Source organism: Limosilactobacillus antri DSM 16041, from assembly GCF_000160835.1.
Lineage (GTDB): Bacteria > Bacillota > Bacilli > Lactobacillales > Lactobacillaceae > Limosilactobacillus > Limosilactobacillus antri.
In genome coordinates, this window is sequence record NZ_GG700732.1 from 527,276 (window position 1) to 546,676 (window position 19,401).

The 19,401-nt window shown below is 55.5% G+C and carries 17 protein-coding genes; all 17 read right to left on the reverse strand.

Annotated features, from left to right (window positions below):
• Window position 1: 1 nt before the first annotated feature.
• The gene (gene trmD, locus HMPREF0494_RS02540) at window positions 2-760 is read right to left on the reverse strand and encodes a tRNA (guanosine(37)-N1)-methyltransferase TrmD (RefSeq protein WP_007123364.1); all 759 of its coding nucleotides are present in this window, start codon (window positions 758-760) and stop codon (window positions 2-4) included.
• A complete protein-coding gene (rimM, locus tag HMPREF0494_RS02545) occupies window positions 760-1,266 on the reverse strand; it encodes a ribosome maturation factor RimM (RefSeq protein WP_007123365.1) in 507 nt (168 codons plus the stop codon). Before rimM ends, trmD begins: the two co-directional genes overlap by 1 nt.
• A 55-nt stretch (window positions 1,267-1,321) precedes the next feature.
• Window positions 1,322-1,582 (reverse strand): KH domain-containing protein, encoded by a 261-nt coding sequence (locus HMPREF0494_RS10915; RefSeq protein ID WP_081445934.1) that lies wholly within the window; start codon window positions 1,580-1,582, stop codon window positions 1,322-1,324.
• 13 nt (window positions 1,583-1,595) lie between these two features.
• Window positions 1,596-1,871 carry a 30S ribosomal protein S16 gene (gene rpsP / locus HMPREF0494_RS02550; RefSeq protein WP_003713500.1) on the reverse strand — a complete coding sequence of 92 codons (276 nt, stop codon included), beginning with the start codon at window positions 1,869-1,871 and terminating at the stop codon, window positions 1,596-1,598.
• Between the two features lie 82 nt (window positions 1,872-1,953).
• A complete protein-coding gene (locus HMPREF0494_RS02555; protein ID WP_081445935.1) occupies window positions 1,954-4,794 on the reverse strand; it encodes a mucin-binding protein in 2,841 nt (946 codons plus the stop codon).
• 245 nt (window positions 4,795-5,039) lie between these two features.
• The gene (ffh, locus tag HMPREF0494_RS02560; protein ID WP_007123369.1) at window positions 5,040-6,482 is read right to left on the reverse strand and encodes a signal recognition particle protein; all 1,443 of its coding nucleotides are present in this window, start codon (window positions 6,480-6,482) and stop codon (window positions 5,040-5,042) included.
• A gap of 3 nt (window positions 6,483-6,485) precedes the next feature.
• Window positions 6,486-6,827 carry a putative DNA-binding protein gene (locus tag HMPREF0494_RS02565; RefSeq protein ID WP_007123370.1) on the reverse strand — a complete coding sequence of 114 codons (342 nt, stop codon included), beginning with the start codon at window positions 6,825-6,827 and terminating at the stop codon, window positions 6,486-6,488.
• 10 nt (window positions 6,828-6,837) lie between these two features.
• Window positions 6,838-8,181, reverse strand: a complete 1,344-nt coding sequence (gene ftsY / locus HMPREF0494_RS02570; RefSeq protein WP_007123371.1) for a signal recognition particle-docking protein FtsY — start codon at window positions 8,179-8,181, stop codon at window positions 6,838-6,840.
• 11 nt (window positions 8,182-8,192) lie between these two features.
• On the reverse strand, window positions 8,193-11,759 hold the full coding sequence (smc, locus tag HMPREF0494_RS02575; protein ID WP_007123372.1) for a chromosome segregation protein SMC: 3,567 nt from the start codon (window positions 11,757-11,759) through the stop codon (window positions 8,193-8,195).
• Window positions 11,760-11,776: 17 nt separating this feature from the next.
• Complete coding sequence (gene rnc, locus HMPREF0494_RS02580; protein ID WP_007123373.1) at window positions 11,777-12,475, reverse strand: ribonuclease III; 699 nt, start codon at window positions 12,473-12,475, stop codon at window positions 11,777-11,779.
• A gap of 189 nt (window positions 12,476-12,664) precedes the next feature.
• Window positions 12,665-12,922 carry an acyl carrier protein gene (gene acpP, locus HMPREF0494_RS02585; RefSeq protein WP_003713297.1) on the reverse strand — a complete coding sequence of 86 codons (258 nt, stop codon included), beginning with the start codon at window positions 12,920-12,922 and terminating at the stop codon, window positions 12,665-12,667.
• A 37-nt stretch (window positions 12,923-12,959) separates the two neighbouring features.
• Window positions 12,960-13,991, reverse strand: a complete 1,032-nt coding sequence (gene plsX, locus HMPREF0494_RS02590) for a phosphate acyltransferase PlsX (protein WP_040458690.1) — start codon at window positions 13,989-13,991, stop codon at window positions 12,960-12,962.
• A 13-nt stretch (window positions 13,992-14,004) separates the two neighbouring features.
• Window positions 14,005-16,041, reverse strand: coding sequence for an ATP-dependent DNA helicase RecG (gene recG / locus HMPREF0494_RS02595; RefSeq protein WP_007123375.1), 2,037 nt, complete (start codon window positions 16,039-16,041; stop codon window positions 14,005-14,007).
• A 74-nt stretch (window positions 16,042-16,115) separates the two neighbouring features.
• Window positions 16,116-17,825 (reverse strand): DAK2 domain-containing protein, encoded by a 1,710-nt coding sequence (locus HMPREF0494_RS02600; RefSeq protein ID WP_040458691.1) that lies wholly within the window; start codon window positions 17,823-17,825, stop codon window positions 16,116-16,118.
• Window positions 17,826-17,850: 25 nt separating this feature from the next.
• Entirely contained in the window at window positions 17,851-18,213 is a 363-nt protein-coding gene (locus tag HMPREF0494_RS02605) for an Asp23/Gls24 family envelope stress response protein (protein WP_040458692.1), read from the reverse strand.
• Window positions 18,214-18,395: 182 nt separating this feature from the next.
• A complete protein-coding gene (rpmB, locus tag HMPREF0494_RS02610; protein ID WP_003713527.1) occupies window positions 18,396-18,581 on the reverse strand; it encodes a 50S ribosomal protein L28 in 186 nt (61 codons plus the stop codon).
• A gap of 126 nt (window positions 18,582-18,707) precedes the next feature.
• Window positions 18,708-19,364, reverse strand: a complete 657-nt coding sequence (locus HMPREF0494_RS02615) for a thiamine diphosphokinase (protein ID WP_040458693.1) — start codon at window positions 19,362-19,364, stop codon at window positions 18,708-18,710.
• Between the last annotated feature and the right edge of the window lie 37 nt (window positions 19,365-19,401).

A 19,401-nucleotide genomic window follows, 5' to 3' on the forward strand; every position in this document is an offset into this window, starting at 1 on the left:
CCTAATCCGGCACGTCTGGATCTTCGTCCAGCTTAATGTCCTCGAGCAGGCGCTGCTGTTCCCGACTGAGCGGGGCTGATTCCAGCAGGTCGGGACGCCGGTGCAGGGTCCGCCGTAGCGACTCCTTCATCCGCCATTCCCGGATCTTTTGGTGGTTGCCGCTGGTCAGGACTTCCGGTACCTTCATGCCCCGAAAATCTGCGGGTCGGGTGTATTGCGGATACTCAAGCAGGCCGTTGCTAAAGGAATCACCCATTGGGGAGGCCATGTTGCCGAGGACACCGGGGACAAAGCGAACGGTGGCGTCAATCATCACCATCGCGGCTAATTCCCCCCCGGTCAGGACGTAATCCCCTAGCGACGCCTCATCAGTCACCAGCTGACGGATTCGCTCGTCATAGCCCTCGTAATGACCACAGATGAAGGTCAGGTGTTCCTCCTGAGCCAGCTCCTGGGCATAATCCTGGTCAAAGCGCCGGCCGGCCGGATCCATCAGGATAACCCGCCCCCGAGGATACTTGCCCGCCGTTTCCTTTTCAATTGCGTCCATCGCGTCAAAAATCGGCTGAGGCTGGAGGAGCATTCCTGCGCCCCCGCCAAATGGCGCATCATCGACGTGGTTGTGCTTGTCGGTGGTGTAATCGCGAAAGTCGGTTACTTGCAGGTCCAAGAAGCCGTTCTCCTGCGCCTTACCGATAATTGACTCGCCCATCGTCGCATGGAACATCTTTGGGAATAAACTTAAAACATCAATCCGCATTACTCCAGTCCCTCCATTAATTCTACGGTAACCAGGCCCTGGTCCAGATCGACCCGCTTAACCACGTCGTCAATTACCGGGAGCAAGAGGTCGGTTTTGCCCGGACGCTCAACAACCCAGACGTCATTTGCTCCCGGGGCAAGGATCTCCTTGATCCGGCCGAGCTCTTCACCCGCGACCGTCTTCACCGCCAGGCCAATAATCTGGTGGTAGTAATACTGGCCGTCTTCTAAGGGTTGCTGGTCTGCCGCACTCACCATTAGTTCATGACCGCGAAAGCCCTCCACCGCGTTAATGTTATCGTAGCCAGCAAACTTCACCAGAATAAAGCCCTTATGCTGGCGAGCCCCCTCAACCGTTAATTCTAACGGGCCGTCCGCTTCCTGCAGGTAGAGCTTCTGCTGGGGTGCAAAGCGCTCCTTGACGAAGTCCGTGGTAGGCAGGACCCGGACCTCACCGCGGATACCGTGGGTGTTGACAATTTTACCAACATTATAAAACTGCATCTTATCCTCCTAAAAATGATAAAAACTCCCACAGGGTTGGTGTGGGAGTTTTTATTTAGTGACGATGATCATTAATCAGTAACCGGACTTTCTTAGAGTTGGAACGCCGAGAACGCGCACCCTCAACGACTGTCCGCAACGCTGCGGCAACGTGACCCTGGCGGCCAATCAGGCGCCCAACATCTGCTTGGTGGACGTTGACAATGTATTGGTGGTAGCGCCCACCATCCGTTTGGGAAATCGTCAATGCCTCAGGATGTTTCAACAGCGGGGTAACTAGACTACGAATCAGCGTCTCTATGTTTGTCTCAGTCATGATAAATCATCACTTACTTCTTTGCGTACTTGGCTTCGTGGTACTTCTGCATAACGCCAGCTTTTTGAAGCATGTTACGAACGGTGTCGGATGGTTGAGCACCCTTTTGGAGCCATTCCATAACAGCATCTTCATCAAACTTGACTTCCTTAGGAGTAGTCAATGGGTTGTAAGTACCTAAAGCGGTAATGAAACGACCATCACGTGGTGAACGTGAGTCGGCTACGACGATCCGGTAGAAAGGACGCTTCTTAGAACCCATACGCTTTAAACGAATTTTAACAGACATTTTTGCACCTCCCTGATTTCTTTTAACAGGTAATAATATACCAGTCTTCCCGGAGAATGTAAAGTAGTTTTTCTTGACAGGCTTAATTATTTTTCCGCCGGCTACCGGCAAGGCCGAACGAAGCGGCGAGAGCGGCCAGGCCGACGGCAAGGATCCCTGACCGGCTCCCGGTTTGGGGCAGCTGGTGAGCAGTCGGTTGCTCGCGGCGCGCAGCTTGAATGATGGGAGGAACCTGCCCGCCCCTCATGCCGGGGTACCCCGGTCGCTGAGTTGGGGTTGGCACTGGCTGCGGCGTTGAAGCCGGGCAATAGACCACCGTTCGGTCAACATCAGCACTCGCATGGCTAACCAGGACGGCCGCCACTGCCGGAAGATTCGGCAGGTAGCCGGCAAGGGCTGGCGAGATTACCGCCGGGAAGGTTTGCGGTCCAGACCAGCTGCTCGTAACGGCACCGGTAACTAAATCGCGGTAACCCGTCTGCGTAAAGGACAGCTGGACTTGATGATCCGGCAGCAGCTGGCGGCCCGCTGTGTCAACGTAGTGGATCGTTTCCGTCACCGTCCGTTGACCGCTGACCGGGATGGTCCGGTGCGTGAAGTGGGCAATGAAATACTGGTCCGTGTGCGGAGCGGTGGCAAAATCGCCAAAATTGAGCTGGGCCAGTGTCGCTCCACTTACCGGGCGGGCCGTATTGCGAGGGTCATCCCCCACATAGGTTCCGGCATAGTCATAGTTCCGCAGGTCATAGCTGCCGGGCACCGTAAAGGTGATTGGCGTATTCCCCGCCCCATGAATGGTCAACTCCGGCATTCCCGGAATAAAGCGGTGGGCGGTATCGTCGTAAAAGCGCAAGTGCGCAGTCGCCTGGTCAGTGGACTTATAAACAACGTACTCCACGAAGTCCGCGTGAGGGAATTCAAACGGTGCCTCCTGGCCAGCCTGGTGAATTGGCGCCCCGGTTGTTGCGGCCTGGCCATTAACCACTTCCAGCTGGCCGCTCGCTGACTGGACGCCCCGGTAGGCGGTATAGCCGGGAATTACCGGAAGTTCAACCGCCGTAAACCGGTCGCTAGTCTGGTAGCTGCCGACTTGGCCGGTCTTACTGGTAAAGGTCACCTGCCGATGGACCGCGGGGAGCTCCTCCCCAGCTGGTCCCTTCATCGCACGGCCCTGCCCATCAACGAAGTAAATCACCTGGTTGACGAAGCCGTAGTAGGTCGAGTCGACATAGGCCCGACTCACGGGCTTGAGGTCGTTGTGAATGTCGATCCAGTAACCCCAGTCTGCGTCATACTTTGTCTGCCCCCGACTAACAACCTGGACGTGCCAAGGATGGCTATTCAGATACTCGCGAACCGCCGCGTTTTGAACCGAATAGCCGCCCAGCCAATGTCCCGGCCGGTCACCGTAAGTAATCTCCTGCTGGTCCTGTTGATAATTTCGGATATTGTTGCCCGGCAGCAGCGCAACCGGATCGGTCGGCTCCCAAGTCAGCAGGGTGACCGGTGAGCTACCATCACTGTTGGTCGAACGAAAGCCTGCATAGGCCCCGCCAATGGTGACGTGGTAGCTTGCTTCATCAGGCCCATTATCCGTCCTCTTCACCGTGACCACCGGTTTTTGGTAAATATACTGCTTAGTCAGGTAAAAACCGGTTGCCCCCGCTAACTGGTCGGACAGCTCGGCTGGCTTGCCCGTGGTCACCGGAACAATGATTTTCTGCAGTTCCCGTTGCAGGTCCGCGGCACTGACAAAGTTAGTTTTGACCGCCGCATTGCCTGCCGGCTTGGTAACCGTAATCGTAAATTCCGTGCCCACGTTGTCGAGCGAAATGCCGACGCTTTGGGTCGGGTTTACCAGCTTGAGGTACTCCCGGTTGCCATTCTTCACCCAGGTGTGGGCCGCAAGCGCACCAGTATGGTCGCTGCAGGTGATCTTCGTTGCAACCGGCACCGTTTCGACTTCCGCAGCCTTCACAACCCGGAGGCTGATTCCACTGGCATAATGCTGGCCGCCAATCTGCAAATCGGCACTAGGTGCATAATGATCCACGTTGGCAGCCGCCGCATATAAAACAAGCGCCTGGCTCGGCGGCAAAAGCTTCTTGTCACCGTTGCTGCTGGGGTTGTACCAAACTAAGTCCGTATTAAAGGTCAACGCACCCGGCGTGCCCTGATGATTACGGAAGTAGTTGCCTAAAACGGCATTAAAGACAATCTGATAGTAGCCATTGCTGCCGGCGTTCGTCAGGACATTATCATTCTGGTTAGCGACAACCTGCCAATGGGGGTCGCTGCTGGTGGCACCGGCACCTGGAACCGATTGCTGGTAACTCGCCAGATTCCCCGCGGGCAGAACGTAGCCGATGATTTGTCCCCCGTACCACAGCGGGACCTGGTTGCTGCCGTTGACTGCGCCGTAGCTGAACACCTCATGCTGCCCGTCAGCCGTCGTGTAGGGCAGGCCAAGTTTGACGTTGATGTAATCACCGTTCTGTAAATGGCTAATTGCCGTCGCGGGAATTGTCAAGCCCAGGTGCAGGGTAACCGTTCCCGGATTACCAGTATTCCGATCTCCCGGTGCCTCAGTAACCGTATGATTAGTCACCGTGATGCTCTGGCCAACCTGGCTATCAATTGACGTCGTCGGTGTCACAGCGTCAGGAACGGCGCTCACCGGCGCATTAACGCTAGAAACAGCGGGAGCCTCCTTAGTCTCCTGGTGCGCGGCTGCCGATTCCCCCAGCACACCGTTCACCTGAGCACCATCCGGAGTTGCGTTCGCTGCCGCTTGGGCATCCCCCGTCATTCCCAGCCAAATGCTGGTTGACAACAGGACTGATACCACTCCAATTCCCAGCTTCCGTAAGCCATAGTGCGGCTGCCGAACCAATCCATGCTGGTAATTATTACGCGAAACCATTATGAATCCCCCTTAACTAATCTTAAAACAGGTTTATAATATTCCATTCCGCCCCCAATGGCAACCACAAACCAGCCGGTCAGCAGCAAAAAGTTCACCAGCTGAAAACTGCCAGATCGAGCCCGTGGCAACTACTGGATTATAAAAGCACCACCAGGGCTGTCAAATTCTGACGCCATGGTGGTGCTTATTAGATAGCGGAGGTATAACGCCGCCGTTGTAGCTACCGTTATGCTCCGCGCGCTTTACTTCTTCCGCAGCTTGCGGAGTTTCTTAATCCGCTTAGCCTTATCCTTTTTCATCTTCCGGGCCATCCGGCTCATCGCCATCTGTCCCATCTTCCCCCCGGGCATCTGGCCGCCAAAGAGGTTCTGCATCCCACTCATGTTCCCATTCGTGACCTGCTTCATCATCTTGCGCATCTGGTTGAACTGCTTGATCATCCGGTTCACCTCAACGATTGGCCGGCCGGATCCGGCAGCCAACCGCCGCCGGCGACTTGGGTTCATCAGGTCGGGGTTCTCTCGTTCCGCGGGGGTCATGGAGAGGACGATTGCCTTGATATGGGCAAACTGCTTGGGATCCAGATTGACGTTCTTCAGCGCCGGGTTGTTCGCCATTCCCGGCATCATTTTGAGAATATTTTCCAGTGGACCCATCTTGGTGACCTGGTCCATCTGGGCAAGAAAGTCGTTGTAGTCAAACGTATTCTCCCGCATTTTGTCCATCGTTTCCTGGGCCTGTTCCTCGTCGAAGTTCTTCTGGGCCTTCTCGATCAGGGTCATCATGTCCCCCATCCCGAGGATTCGGGAGGCCATCCGGTCGGGGTGGAAGACGTCCAGGTCGGACATCTTTTCCCCTTCACCGACGAACTTGATCGGCTTGCCCGTGACGGCCCGGATTGACATGGCGGCCCCACCACGGGTATCCCCATCAAGCTTGGTCAAGACAACCCCGGTAATGTCAAGCTTGTCGTCAAAGCCCTGGGCGGTGTTCACCGCGTTCTGCCCGGTCATTGAGTCGATTACCAGGAGAATTTCGTCCGGGTGGACCAGCTCCTTGATGTTTGCCAGCTCATCCATCAGCTGTTCGTCAATTTGCAAGCGCCCGGCAGTATCGATAATCACGTAGTCATTATGGTTCTGCTTGGCAACTTCCATTCCCTCACGGACAATTTCCACAGGATCCACGTCGGTTCCCTTTTCAAAGACCGGTACGTCGATTTGCGCCGCCACTTGCTGCAGCTGGGTGATCGCAGCGGGCCGGTAAACGTCGGCCGCGATAAACATTGGCCGGGCGTGGTCCTCATTTTTCAAGCGTAAGGCTAATTTGCCGGCGGTGGTCGTCTTACCAGCCCCTTGCAGCCCGACCATCATAATGACGGTGGGGATGTGGGCCGCCTTATTTAGGGGTACTGCCTCTTCCCCCATCAGTTTCGTCAGCTCGTCATTGACGATCTTGACAATTTGCTGGGCGGGGTTCAGGCCCTTGAGAACCTCGGCACCGGCCGCCTTTTCCCGCACGGTTTTGACAAAGTCCTTCACCACCGTGAAGTTGACGTCGGCCTCCAGGAGGGCCAGGCGGATTTCCCGCATCGTTTCCCGCAGGTCGGCTTCCGTTACTTTTGGCTTACGCCGGAGTTTTTCCATCGCCTTTTGCAGGCGTTCAGTCAATCCTTCAAATGCCATTGATTATTCTTCCTCCAAACTCTCTAAGTGGCTGACCAATTCATTGAGCCGCCCGTCATCCGGGTAGTGGGCGCGGACATACTGCTGAATCTCGTCCGCCTGCTGGTTGCGGGCTTGAAATTCAGCATAAAGGTGCAGCTTTTTTTCGTAATCCTCAAGGATGCTTTCCGTCCGCTTAATATTATCATACACGGCTTGGCGGCTCACGTTAAAGTTTTCCGCGATTTCGCCCAGTGAATAGTCATCCCCATAGTACAGCTCTAAGTAGTCGTTTTGCTTTTTGGTCAGCAATGGTTGGTAAAACTCAAATAAGGAGTTGATCCGATAATTTTTTTCGATTTCCATTGCGACGCCCCTAATCGACCTCTACGAGCCCCTTGAAGAGGCCGTAAACAAAGTCACTAGCGTTGAACTTCTGCAGGTCGTCCACTTTTTCACCCAGGCCAACGTACTTGACCGGCAGGTGGAGTTCGTTGCGGATGGCGAGGACAATCCCCCCACGGGCGGTCCCGTCAAGCTTAGTTAGGACAATTCCCGTCACGTCAGTACTCTGCTTGAAGAGTTTGGCCTGGTTCAAGGCGTTTTGCCCGGTTGTCGCGTCGAGAACCAGTAGGACTTCATGCGGCGCATCCGGAATTTCCCGGGTCAGGATCCGCTTCATCTTCGCCAGCTCGTTCATCAGGTTGACCTTGTTTTGCAACCGGCCGGCGGTGTCAACGAAGAGGACGTCATAGTCCTCCCGTTTTGCTTTCTGGACCGCATCAAAGACCACGGCCGCCGGATCACCATTTTCCGGGCCGGTCACAATGTCGACCCCGTCCCGCTGGGCCCAAACGTCCAGCTGTTCGGTCGCTCCCGCCCGGAAAGTATCGGCCGCCGCCAGGAGAACTTTCTTGCCCTGGCGCTTAAAGAGGGCCGCCATTTTCCCGATGGTCGTCGTTTTTCCGGCACCGTTAACACCGACAAACATGATCACAGTTGGCCCCTGGGCCGCCATCTGCAGGTCCGGATTTTCATTCCGCCCCGCTTCTTCGTAGAGGTCGACCATCTTTTCAATGATTACGTTGGAAACTTCCTGCTTGCTCTTGGCGTTTTCCAGCTTGACCTCTTCACGAAGGCTGTCGCTGAGTTTCATTGCCATATCGTAGCCGACATCAGACTCAATTAGCATATCTTCCAGGTCGTCAAAAAAGTCCTCGTCAACGTGCCGGAAGCTGGCCAAGAAACGGTTTAGCCGCGCGCCGAACCCGGTCCGCGACTTTTCCAGACCGCGATCGTATTTCTTTTCCTGCTGGTCCGCCGCTGGTTCCTCGCTCGCCGGAGCCTGGTCAGTACCCTCCGCCGTCGAAGCTGGGGCCGGCAAAGAACTGCTAGTAGCCACGCTGCCGGCACTCTGCCTCTGACTAGCGACGCTGGCGCTCACCGAATCACTGGTGCTAGCCGCCGGCCCAGACTGGCTGAGTGACGCTGCCTGGCTGGTGCTTAAACTGGCGCTAAGCGATTGGGAGGTCATCCCTGACCCGGCCGTGCTCGCCATGCTAGCCTGCCGACTAGTGCTACCGCTGGCGGAAGCGCTGGCCGCCGTGGTCATCGAGCTGTGGGTCGATACCGCAGTCGTCAGCGACTCAGAAGCGGTGCTCTCACTGGCTGGTGCTTCCGCGGCCTTTTTGTGGCGGCGGAAAATATCAAATAATCCCATTCTGATTCCTCCTACTCTTCTTGGTCATTCAAGGTATCAATCACGTCTACCGAAACCATCTTTGATACCCCCGATTCTTGCATCGTCACCCCATAGAGGACGTCTGCCCCCATCATGGTTCCCTTACGGTGGGTAATCACGATAAACTGCGGCCCCCGCTTGCCAAAACGCTGAAGGTAGTTAGCAAACCGCTGGACATTGACCTCATCCAGGGCCGCCTCCGGTTCATCCAAAATGGCAAACGGTACGGGCCGCACCTTTAGGATGGCAAACAAGAGGGTAATTGCCGTCAGGGCCCGTTCGCCCCCGGACAGGAGGTTCAGGTGCTGGTTCTTCTTTCCCGGCGGCTGGGCCATGATGTCCACCCCGGTCGTCAGCAGGGCGTGGGGGTCAGTCAACTCCAGCTTCGCCCGGCCACCGGCAAAAATCTGGCGGAAGGTTTCGTCAAACGCCGCCGAAACTTCCTTGAAGGTAGCCATAAACCGCTGCTTAACTTCGCCATCCATCTCGTCCATCGTCTGCTGGAGCTGGTTGCGGGACTCCGTGAGGTCCTGCTGTTGGCCAGCCAGGAAGTCATAGCGTTCCTTGACCCGGTCGTATTCCTCAATTGCGCTGACGTTGACTTCCCCTAATTCGTCGAGGCCCCGTTGCAGGAGCTTTAGCCGCCGGGCCAGGTCACCATCGCTAATCTGCTGGTCAGCTTTTTGCCGGGCCGCCGCAATCGTCAATGAATGGTGGTCCCGGAGCTGGTTGAGCAGCTGGTCGAGCTGGCCCTCGCAGCGGACCCGTTGCTCGTTCAGGGAATTCAGGTCATCAAGCGCCGCCCGTTCCAGCGCCACCAACCGTTCCTGCTTATTTTCCGCGGCCGTCAGCTGGTCGGCCAAAGTGGCTAGCTGCTCGTCAGTAGCAGCCAGTTCCTGCCGGGCATCCGTCAGGGCCGCTTTGGCCGTTGCAAGCGCAGTGGCGGTATCTTCACCATGGCTCCCCTGTTGTTGGGCACGCTCTTCTAACTGGCGAAGCTGGCGGTTGAAGCCGGCAGCGGTAGTTTTAAGCCGGGTCAGCTGCTCTTCCAGCGTCGTTAGCTGGCGCTGGTACTGCTGCTGACGTTCCTTGGCAACCGCTAGCCACTGCTGGAGCTCGTGGACCTGGTCGTTCTGCGCGTCCGCATTTTGCCGCAGCTGGGTAATCTGCTGGTTAACAACCGTAGTCTGCTCCTTTACCGTCGCCAGCTGCTCATCAATTTGCTGCTGGGCCGTCGTATTCGTCTGAAGCTGGTCCTGGTAGGAACCGTGCCGGGAGGTCTGTTCATCAGCCTGGTATTGCAGGGCATCAATCCGCTGCTCAGTCGTGCAGGCCTGGTCAGCCAGCCGGTTAAGGCCCGCCTCCGCTGCCCGCAGTTCGTCTGCTTGTTCCTGGGCCGTGGCCTGCAAGTCAGCTAATTTAGCCTGGCCGCGCTGCTGGGACGCCTGGAGTTTAGCAACCGCGTCCTCTGCCTGCTTAGCGTGTTGCTGCTGTTCAGCCAGGAGGGCCGCGAGCTGTTGGCCGGTCTGCTTTTGGGTCAGGACCCCGGCCCGCTGGTGACGGTTTGCTCCCCCAGTCATTGCTCCGCTGGCGTTGATCAGCTGCCCGTCAAGTGTCACGACCCGGACCTGGTGGCGGCCGGCGCGAGCGATGGCGGTCGCATTATCCAGGTTATCAGCTACCACCGTATTTCCCAGCAGGTAGTCAATAATTAGCTGGTAGCGCTGGTCATACTGAATCAGGTCAGTCGCGCGGCCCACATAGCCAGCCATTCCTTCCAAAGCCGCCCAAACCGTCAACGGTCGACGGCTCCGGAGCGTATCCAGGGGCAGGATCGTTACCCGCCCCGCACGCTGCCGCGTTAAGAAACGGATGATCTCCTTCCCGGTAGCCTGGCTATCCACCACCAGCTGCTGGAGCTGACCGCCAAGAACGGTTTCAATCGCCGTTGTTACTTCAGCCGGGGTTGTGATTAACTCGCCAACTGCTCCGGCTAAGCCCGGAAACTGCTGACGGTTCCGCAGGACACTTTGGACACCGTGATAGTAACCGTCATAGTCATCCTCACGAGCTTGGAAGTCCTTGATCCGGGCCGCGGTCGAGTGTGCATCCCCCAGCAGCTGGTACCACTTCCGCTGCTGGTCCTGGTAGCGCTTGGTCAGTTGCCCAAGCTGGGCCTGCACATCAGCAATTTCCTGGTTGGTCGCCGTAACTCGTTGCCGTTGCTGGGCCAGCTTCGTCCGCTGAGCGGTTAGTTCCTGCTGCTGGGCGGTTTGCTTCTCCTTGAGCGCGGTCAGCTCGGCCGCACTCTCCTTTTGCACATTCAGTACCTGCTGGTGATTCTCCTGAAGGTAGTTCGCCTGGTTATGCAGGGTCGTCTGTTGCTGAAGGAGCTCAATCTGCTGGCTGCGCAGCTCCTCCAGGCGAGCCTGGAGCTGTTGCAGCCGTTCACTGGCAGTTTGCTGTTCAGCCTGGTGAAGCTGCTGCTGGTGGTCAGCCATTGCGGCCTGGTGGGTGGTTAAATCATGCCTAACTCCGGCTAGCTGCTCCTGCAGCCGGGCTTGTTCCTGTTCGTTAGCAGTAATTTGGTCAGTCAGGCGCTGCTGTTCTTGTTTTTGCTGCTGCTGCTTGACCGTCGAAATCGACTGCTGGTTGTGGTAGTCAGCAATCAGTTGCGTTTGCCGCAAGATCGTCTGGTTGATCCCGTCTTTTTGCTGCTGCAAGGCGGCCCGCTGCTGTTTACGCCGTTCCAACTCGGCATCAGCGGTCTTCGTCTTTTGCCGGTACTGGGCAACTAATTTTCGCGAATCCGCTAGTTTGCCCTGGGCCTGGTCGAGCTGCTTGTGTTGGCGGTCATAGCTGCGAACCAGCCGGGTTTGATCCAGGCGGTCAAACTGGCCCTTCTGTTCCAGGTAGTCCTTCGCCAGGGCACTCTGGTCAGCTAGCGGCTCCAGCTGACTCGCTAATTCACTGATAATATCATTGACCCGGTTGAGGTTGTCCATCGTCTGCTCCAGGCGCCGTTCTGCGGTCTGCTTATTTTTGCGGTACTTGGCAACCCCGGCGACGGTTTCGATAATGGCCCGCCGGTCTTCCGGCTTCCCGTTAAAGATAGCTTCGATCCGACCTTGAGAAATAATCGAGAACGATTCCCGGCCGAGTCCGGAGTCGATAAAGAGGTCCACAATGTCCTTTAAGCGGACCTTGTTGCCGTTCAGCAGGTACTCACTGTCGCCGTTGCGAAAAAGCTTCCGGGTAATGGTTAGTTCGTTAAAGTCGCTGGCGAGGTAGTGATCACTGTTATCAAAGGTAATCGAGACCAGGGCCCGGTTTAATGGGACCCGGCCAGCCGAACCGTTGAAAATCACGTCCACCATCTTATCCCCCCGCAGGTGCCGGGCAGATTGCTCCCCCATTACCCACCGGATGGCTTCGATAATGTTGCTCTTACCGCTCCCGTTTGGACCGACAATCCCAGTCATCCCCTCCTCAAACTTTATCGTTGTTTTGTTGGCAAATGACTTAAAGCCGTCAATTGTTAATGACAATAATCGCATACTAACTTCCACTCACATTACTTTTTTGCCCGCAATTTTTTCAGCGCCCGCTGGGCAGCTTGCATCTCAGCCTGCTTTTTCGACGATCCCTGACCATCCGCAATAACCTGGCCATCCGCAGCCACGTCGACGTGGAAAGCAGGATTGTTCTCGGTCCCGCTCTCTTCTAGGAGGTGGTATTCAATCAGCACGTCGCCGTCCCGTTGCAGGAACTCCTGCAGGCTGGTCTTGGCGTCAACGGCGTGGTCAAACCAGCCCATGTCCAGCTTGGGAAAGATCACCCGCTGAACAAATTTTTCAACTGCTGGCCGGCCCTGGTCTAAGTAGAGGGCCCCGACAAAGGATTCGAAAATGTCGCACAGGAGTCCCGGCCGCTGGCGGGCACCCGCGAGTTCCTCCCCGTGACCTAGGCGAATGTACTGGTCAAAGTGGCATTCCTTGGCAAACTTAGAGAAGCTATCCTCACACACCATGGCGGCCCGCAACCGGGTCAGCCGGCCCTGGGGCAATTCCGGGTACCGTTTATAAATATATTCTGAAACGATCAGTTCCAACACGGCATCGCCAAGAAATTCGATCCGTTCATAAAACTTCAAATTCTGGTTGGGGTGCTCGTTAACGTACGAAGCCTGGGTAAAGGCCTCGGCCAACAGGCGCGGATCAGAAAAATGAATGTCAAATTCCTTGGCCAAGTAGTCTTGTAGTTCTTCGATCATGTTTAGATTCCTTTCTTCCTCATTCTAAAAATTACATTCTTTCCTATTATACTAAACAAGTCCGGCCAGCGCAGGCGTTTCGCCATTTAAAATAGTAAAGAGGTTGAGCTGTCCCCAACCTCTTTGACTTTCACCACGCGGCTAGCAAAGCAGGCGCGCTCACCCAGTTAGGGCCAGTGCGCAATTATCCTAGTCAGCGGTGTGCTGGTCGATGTAGTCCACCACTTCACCAATCGTACTGAGCTTTTCTGCTTCATCGTCGGCAATTTCTGCGTTAAAGGTGTCTTCCAGTTCCAGGACGAATTCGACAAAATCGATTGAGTCGGCGTCCAGGTCGGTCTTCAGGTTCAAATCATCGGTAATCTTTGCCCGGTCAATGTCAAAGTGATCCGCCACGATTTCCGAAACCTTGTTAAAAATTTGTGTACGTTTATCATTTTCAGCCATGGTAAATAACCTCTCTTTATTAAATCCGAATCCTATTCTATTCGTTTTTGGCCTGCTTGTCCACTACCGCCTGCCGGCCAAAAAAGTCAACCGTTTTTTCGATCACCCCAGAGCTCAGCATTGTCCGAATTTGGCTAATCGTATTGGCAACCGCAGTGGCATCCGAGGAGCCATGGGTTTTTACCACAGGCGCCTTTAAGCCTAATAGGACCGCCCCGCCGTATGTCGACGCACTCATCTTTTTCCCGATCTGATGAAAGACCGGCTTTAAGAGCAGGTAGCCCAGCTTAGCCCGCAAGCCGCCGGTTAAAATGCCGTCCTTAATCAGGATCAGCATCATCTTGGCAGTTCCCTCGGTTGCCTTGAGGGCGGCATTAGCGGTCCAGCCATCACTGACCACCACGTCGGCCTTGCCAACCAGGAGGTCGCCAGATTCAATATTCCCCACAAAGTTTAAGTCAGCCGCCGCGTTTAGTTGCTGCCAAACGGCCTTGTGCAGCTGGTCGCCCTTATCCTCTTCAGCCCCGTTATTCAAGAGGGCAATCCGGGGATTGGCAACTCCCAGGACGTTTTCGGCATAGAACTTGCCGAGATAGCCATACTGTACCAGGTTGCGTTCCTTGCTCTCCGCATTCGCCCCGGTATCCAGGTAGACAAAGCTCTGCCGGGCGGCTCCGGGCTGGGTAATTGGCAGAATACTGGTCAAGCCAGGGCGGTCAATTCCCTTAATGCGGCCGACGATAAAAATCCCTGCGGCCAGCACCGCCCCGGTGTTGCCGGCCGAGAAAAAGGCGTCCGCACTGCCTTCCTTAACTGCCCGGGCGGCCCGGACGATTGAGGAATCCTTCTTGCGCCGAATGGCCCGGACCGGTTCTTCGCCCATCGTAATTTCTTCGGTGGTCGCCAGCAGGGTCAGCCGCTCACTATTCTTGATCAGCGGTTTGACCTTCGCCGGGTCGCCAAACAGCTGAAATTCCAGGTCAGGGTACTGGTCACGGGCCCGTTCAACCCCCGCAATAATCGCCTGGGGGGCGTTGTCGCCACCCATCGCATCAACAGCAATTTTCATTATTATCGACTCCTTAATCAAAGTGTGTTTCAAGCTGGTGGCGCTGCAAATACAACACCAGCGGCTGGTTATCATCCTGTTCGTCCCAGTGGGGAGTGCGCAGGAGGTCGGTTGCGTCCTGCCGCGCTATCTGGAGCATTTTAAGGTCGCCAACCGGGTCCCCGACTTTGAATTCCGGCATCCCCGACTGTTTATTGCCCAAAACATCTCCCGACCCCCGCAGCTCCAGGTCACGCTGGGCCACCACAAAGCCATCGTTGGTTTCCACCATCGTCTTCATCCGTTCCTGGCCTTCGTCCGTCTTCGGGTCGGCCAGCAACAGGCAATAACTCTGTCGGTCGCCACGACCAACCCGGCCCCGCAGCTGGTGAAGCTGGGCCAGGCCAAAGCGGTCGGCATTATAAACCATCATCACCGTCGCGTTCGGGTTATCGACCCCGACCTCAATCACCGTGGTCGAAACCAGGAGCTGGTATTCACCCTGCTGGAACTTGTGCATTACCCGGTCCTTTTCCTCAGCGGACAGCCGGCCATGCAGCAAGCCGACCTGGTAACGGGGCTGGAAATATTCTGCCAACTCATTATACAGGTCGGTGGCGTTTTGGACGTCAAGGGCCGCCGATTCTTCAATCAATGGGCTCACGATATAGACCTGGGCTCCCCCTGCTAGCTGGTCACGCAGGAAGTGGAGGGCCTCGCTCTGCTGGTTGAGCTTTAGCCAGCAGGTTTCAATCGGTTTCCGCCCCGCCGGCAATTCATCAATCACGGAGACGTCCATTTCTCCGTACGCAGTGATTGCCAGGGTTCTGGGAATCGGGGTTGCCGTCATCGCCAGGACATCCGGCTGGTCCCCCTTCTCCCGCAAGAGTTGACGCTGGTTGACCCCAAAGCGGTGCTGTTCGTCGGTAATCACCAGCCCCAGGTTGGCGTACTCAACGTCGTCCTGGATCAGCGCGTGGGTCCCAATCACGAGGTTGATTTCACCCCGCTTAATCGCCCCGACGAGCTCACGATGCTGCTTAGCAGTTAATGACCCGGTCAGCAGGCCGACGTGAACGTGGGTCCCCGCAAAGGTCCGGGCCAGCTTTTCCGCGTGCTGGGCCGCTAATATTTCCGTCGGGGCCATCAAGGCCGCCTGGTAGCCCGCCGTAATGGTGGCGTAAATGGCAATCGCCGCGACAATCGTCTTCCCCGAGCCGACATCCCCCTGCAAGAGCCGGTTCATCTGGTAAGGAGCGCGCAGGTCCCGGCAAATTTCGTTCACAACCCGCTTTTGCGCCCCGGTCAGCTCAAAACCAATTCCCGCAATAAAGTTCTTTAATTCATCGTTATGGTATAAGATTGGATTTCCGTCCGCGTGCCGGCGGGCCTGGCGAATTGCCTGCAAGCGCAGCTGAAAGAGGAAGAACTCTTCGTAGGCGGCCGTCCGCCGCGCGGCCTTGGCCTGACCTACGTTCTCCGGGAAGTGGAGAGCCTTAATCATTGTTCGCCGGTCTAGTAGGCGGTAGTGCTGGCGAAGGGGGGCGGGCAAGAGCGTCGGGATGACGTTTTGGTATTCGTCAAACGCCTGCCGAATTAACCCCCGTAGCGTCGCCTGCCGGATGTGCTTATTAACCGGGTAAATGGCGCCCGAATCACCGCTGTCCTGCGCCCCAGCGGCGAGAAACTTATTCGCCGTTACTTGAGCGCGCTGGGCATCCCACTTGCCCATCACCGTGACGGTCTGGCCGAGTGCCACCCGCTTGGCCAGGTAGGCCTGGTTAAAAAAGGTGACCATAATTACCCGCGGGCCGACTTGAAGGCGGAAGCTGAGGCGACTTCGCCGGTAGCCAAAGTGGGAGAGGAGCGGTTCCGACACCACCGTCCCCTGGGTAGTAATCCGCTGCCGGTCCTGAACGTTATCAAGGTCTGCCGGGGTAACGTCGTCATAACGGCTCGGGTAGTAAGTCAGGAGATCTTCAACCGTATCAATCCCCAGGGTTGCTAAATCTGCAGCCCGCTTGGGGCCCACGCCCTTCAACGCCGCTACCGGGTCCTGTAAGCTCTTCATCTCCACCCCTCCTTACTACATAAAAAGAGGCTGGGAAATTCCAACCTCACTGCTTACTTTAGTCTGCTGGCGATCTACTCAACTGAAATCAGGTAAGGGTAAACCGGTTGTCCACCTTCATAAATCTGAATGTCAAGTTCGTCGTCGATTTCTTCCACGGCCGCTTTAATCGCCTGGGCAGTTTCTTCGGTACCGTCCTCTCCATAGAGGATCGTCACGATCTCACTGTCCTCGTCTAGCATCTTCTTGACCATTTCAATTGCGGTTGCTTCGAGGTCCGGATTGGTTTCGACGATCTTGCCATCGACGATTCCAAGGTAATCATTCTTCTTGATCTCCTGACCGTCAATGGTGGTGTCCCGAACAGCGTGGGTCACTTCCCCACTGGCAACGTTGCCGACGTTGGCTTCCATGTTTTGCTGGTTAGTAGCCAAATCCTCTTCCGGGTTGTAATCCAGCAGGGCCGCCATCGCTTGGGCAATCGTCTTGGCGTGCACGACCCGGGTTGGGATTTCCGCTACCTCTGCCGCCTGTTCAGCCGTCATGAAGATATTGCCGTTATCCGGCAAGACCAGCGCCTGCTTGGCACCACTCTGGTTAATGGCATCCACGATGTCCTGGGTGCTAGGGTTCATTGTCTGTCCGCCACCGATGATGTGGGTCACGCCCAGGCTCTTTAAGAGCTTAATCACCCCATCACCAGAAGCGACCGCGATGACCGCAGTTTCTGGTGCAGGCTCAGTTTCTGCCGGCTGGGATGCCTGCTCATCAGAAGCAGCTGCGTCGCCCTCGTCATCATGTTCCATAATTTCTTCCTGCTGCCAGACCATGTTATGAATTTCAATCGTCTGCAGGTCACCGAATTCCTGACCCCAGGACAGGACCTGGCCGGGATGTTCAGTGTGAACGTGAACCCGGACCACCTGGTCGTCATTTAAGACTAGCAGGCTGTCACCAAGTTTAGCCAGGTAGTTGTAGAAAGTATCGTAATCAAACTTTTTGGTTACTTCCTTTCCCTTCCCCAGGCGAACCAGCATCTGAGTACAATAAGTGTACTTGATGTCCGCCGGGTCCAGCTTTCCTTGGACACTCTGGTGGTCCATTGCGTTAACCATTTCATCTACCTCTGCCTGATCCGGCTTATAGTCAGCACTCTTGGCAACTTCCTTGCCGCTCAGGAACTCATCAAAGGCCTCCAGGACATCGACTAAGCCCTGACCACCAGAATCTACCACGCCAACCTCCTTGAGCACCGGCAGCAGGTCGGGAGTCTTTTGCAGAGCCGTCTTGCTGGCTTCGTAAATGGTGTTGACGATTTCGACCAGGTCTTCTGTCTGCTTGACCTTGTTTAAGCCGGCCTGGGCTGACTCCCGCACTACCGTTAAAATCGTCCCTTCAGTTGGCTTCATCACCGCCTTATAGGCAACTTTGGCACCATTAGCGTAGGCGTCCACAAAATCTTGGGCATTCAAGGTCTGCTTGCCAGCGGCGGCCTTGGCAAAGCCGCGGAAAATTTGGGAAAGAATGACCCCCGAATTACCCCGGGCCCCCATTAACAGCCCCTTCGCGAGGGCCGCACTGAGGTCGCCAACGTTGTCACTTGCCGCTTCCCGCTCGTACTTGGCACCGCTCGCCATTGAGGACGCCATGTTCGTCCCGGTATCTCCATCAGGAACAGGGAAAACGTTGAGCGAATTAATAAAGTCCGCTTGTTGGTTTAACTTATCGGCAGCGGCTTGCACCATCTTGCCGAATTCAAGATTTGTAATTTCTGTTACAGCCAATGAAAATTTCCTCCCGTGTTCCATCCTAGTCTTCTGTTGAACGGACACCTTGGACACAGACGTTCACGGCGTCCGCGGTGATACCGAGCATTGATTCCAGATTGTACTTGACCTTAGCTTGCACACTCTTGGACACTTCTGAAATCTTGGTCCCGTAGCTGACGATAATATTAACGTCCACAACGATTCCGTTCTCCTGCTGGCGCACAACCACGCCCTTGTTAAAGTTCTCCCGGCGCAGGATCTGGTTGACCCCATCGCGAACCGGGTTCCGGCTTGCCATTCCAACAACACCGTAATTATCCGTAGCGGCACCACCAACAACGGTTGAAATCACATCGTTATCAATGTCGATTGTTCCCGCTTTTGTCTTAATTTTTACTGCCATCGTCATGGCCTCCCTGTTAGTAAATCATTTTCTTTACAAACCGTTTTTTACACAATAATAATTAACAATATCATAGCATAGCACACTAATAATAAAAAGTAACCCCATCAAAAAGTAGTTAAGGGGGTATAATATTTGAGGTAAAAAAATAAGCCGCCCACACTGGACGGCATCATTTTTAATTAAACCCGAGTCACTTTACCGGACTTTAAGGTACGTGCTGAAACGTAAACCTTCTTTGGCTTACCGTTAACCAAAATGGTTACCTTCTGCAAGTTAGGCTTCCAGCTACGACGACTTGAGTTAAGGGCGTGAGAACGCTTGTTACCAAAGCGTGTCCGTTTACCGTTGATGAAATCTTTAGCCATTGGTGATACCCTCCTCTTTATTACAATATTGTTTATACGCATATCTGCGCTGTAACTCACCTAATTAATTTACCATAGCGGTTGGCACAATGCAACAGTTTTCTTTCAAGTATTTTCCCTTGACAGCTATCCCTGCGGCCGGTCCGCCGCCTGGATTACCGCTACAACCCCGCTCGTAAAACTGAAGTGGTTCTCAGCCGCCGTAAACCGGTTGCTCGACCAGGAGAAGGGAATCGTACTCGACCAGTCATTTAGGGGGTACTTTTCGTCTGGCAGGGTCAAACCGGTAACTGGCGTAAGGTTGACGAAAGCGAGGTAGTCCTTGTCAGCTTCTTTCGTAATCGTGTACGCTCCCGGCCGGTAGTAGCTAACCGTGTTGCCGCGGTCCAAAAGCCGGATCCGGTCCAGGTAGTTTTGAAAGTAATCCTGAAGGGGCAGGTAGAGGTTCGCCAGGAAGTGGTCAATCCGGCCACCGGTTGCGCCGAAAACGTCAATCTGTGCTGGCTGGTAGCGGTCAATTGCCAGCTTAACGCCCAGCTGGGTATCCGTGAAGTCCTTGGCCGGGGGGAAGGTTTCAATTTCGGCCAAACGCCGCTGGACTTGGGCAAATTCGGCCGGGCTGGTCGAATCGAAGTCACCGACCGCTGCCGCGGGGAGAATTCCCCATTCCAGAAGCAAACTTGCCCCGTGATCAACCGCAATCCAGGTTTCCGCCCGTCGTGACCGAACCACCTCCTGGGGGATCAGCTCGACCGGCCCCCCGACTAATAAATTAACCCGCATTTTGCTTTCCTCCTTATGTGGCCTCATCGAGCACGAC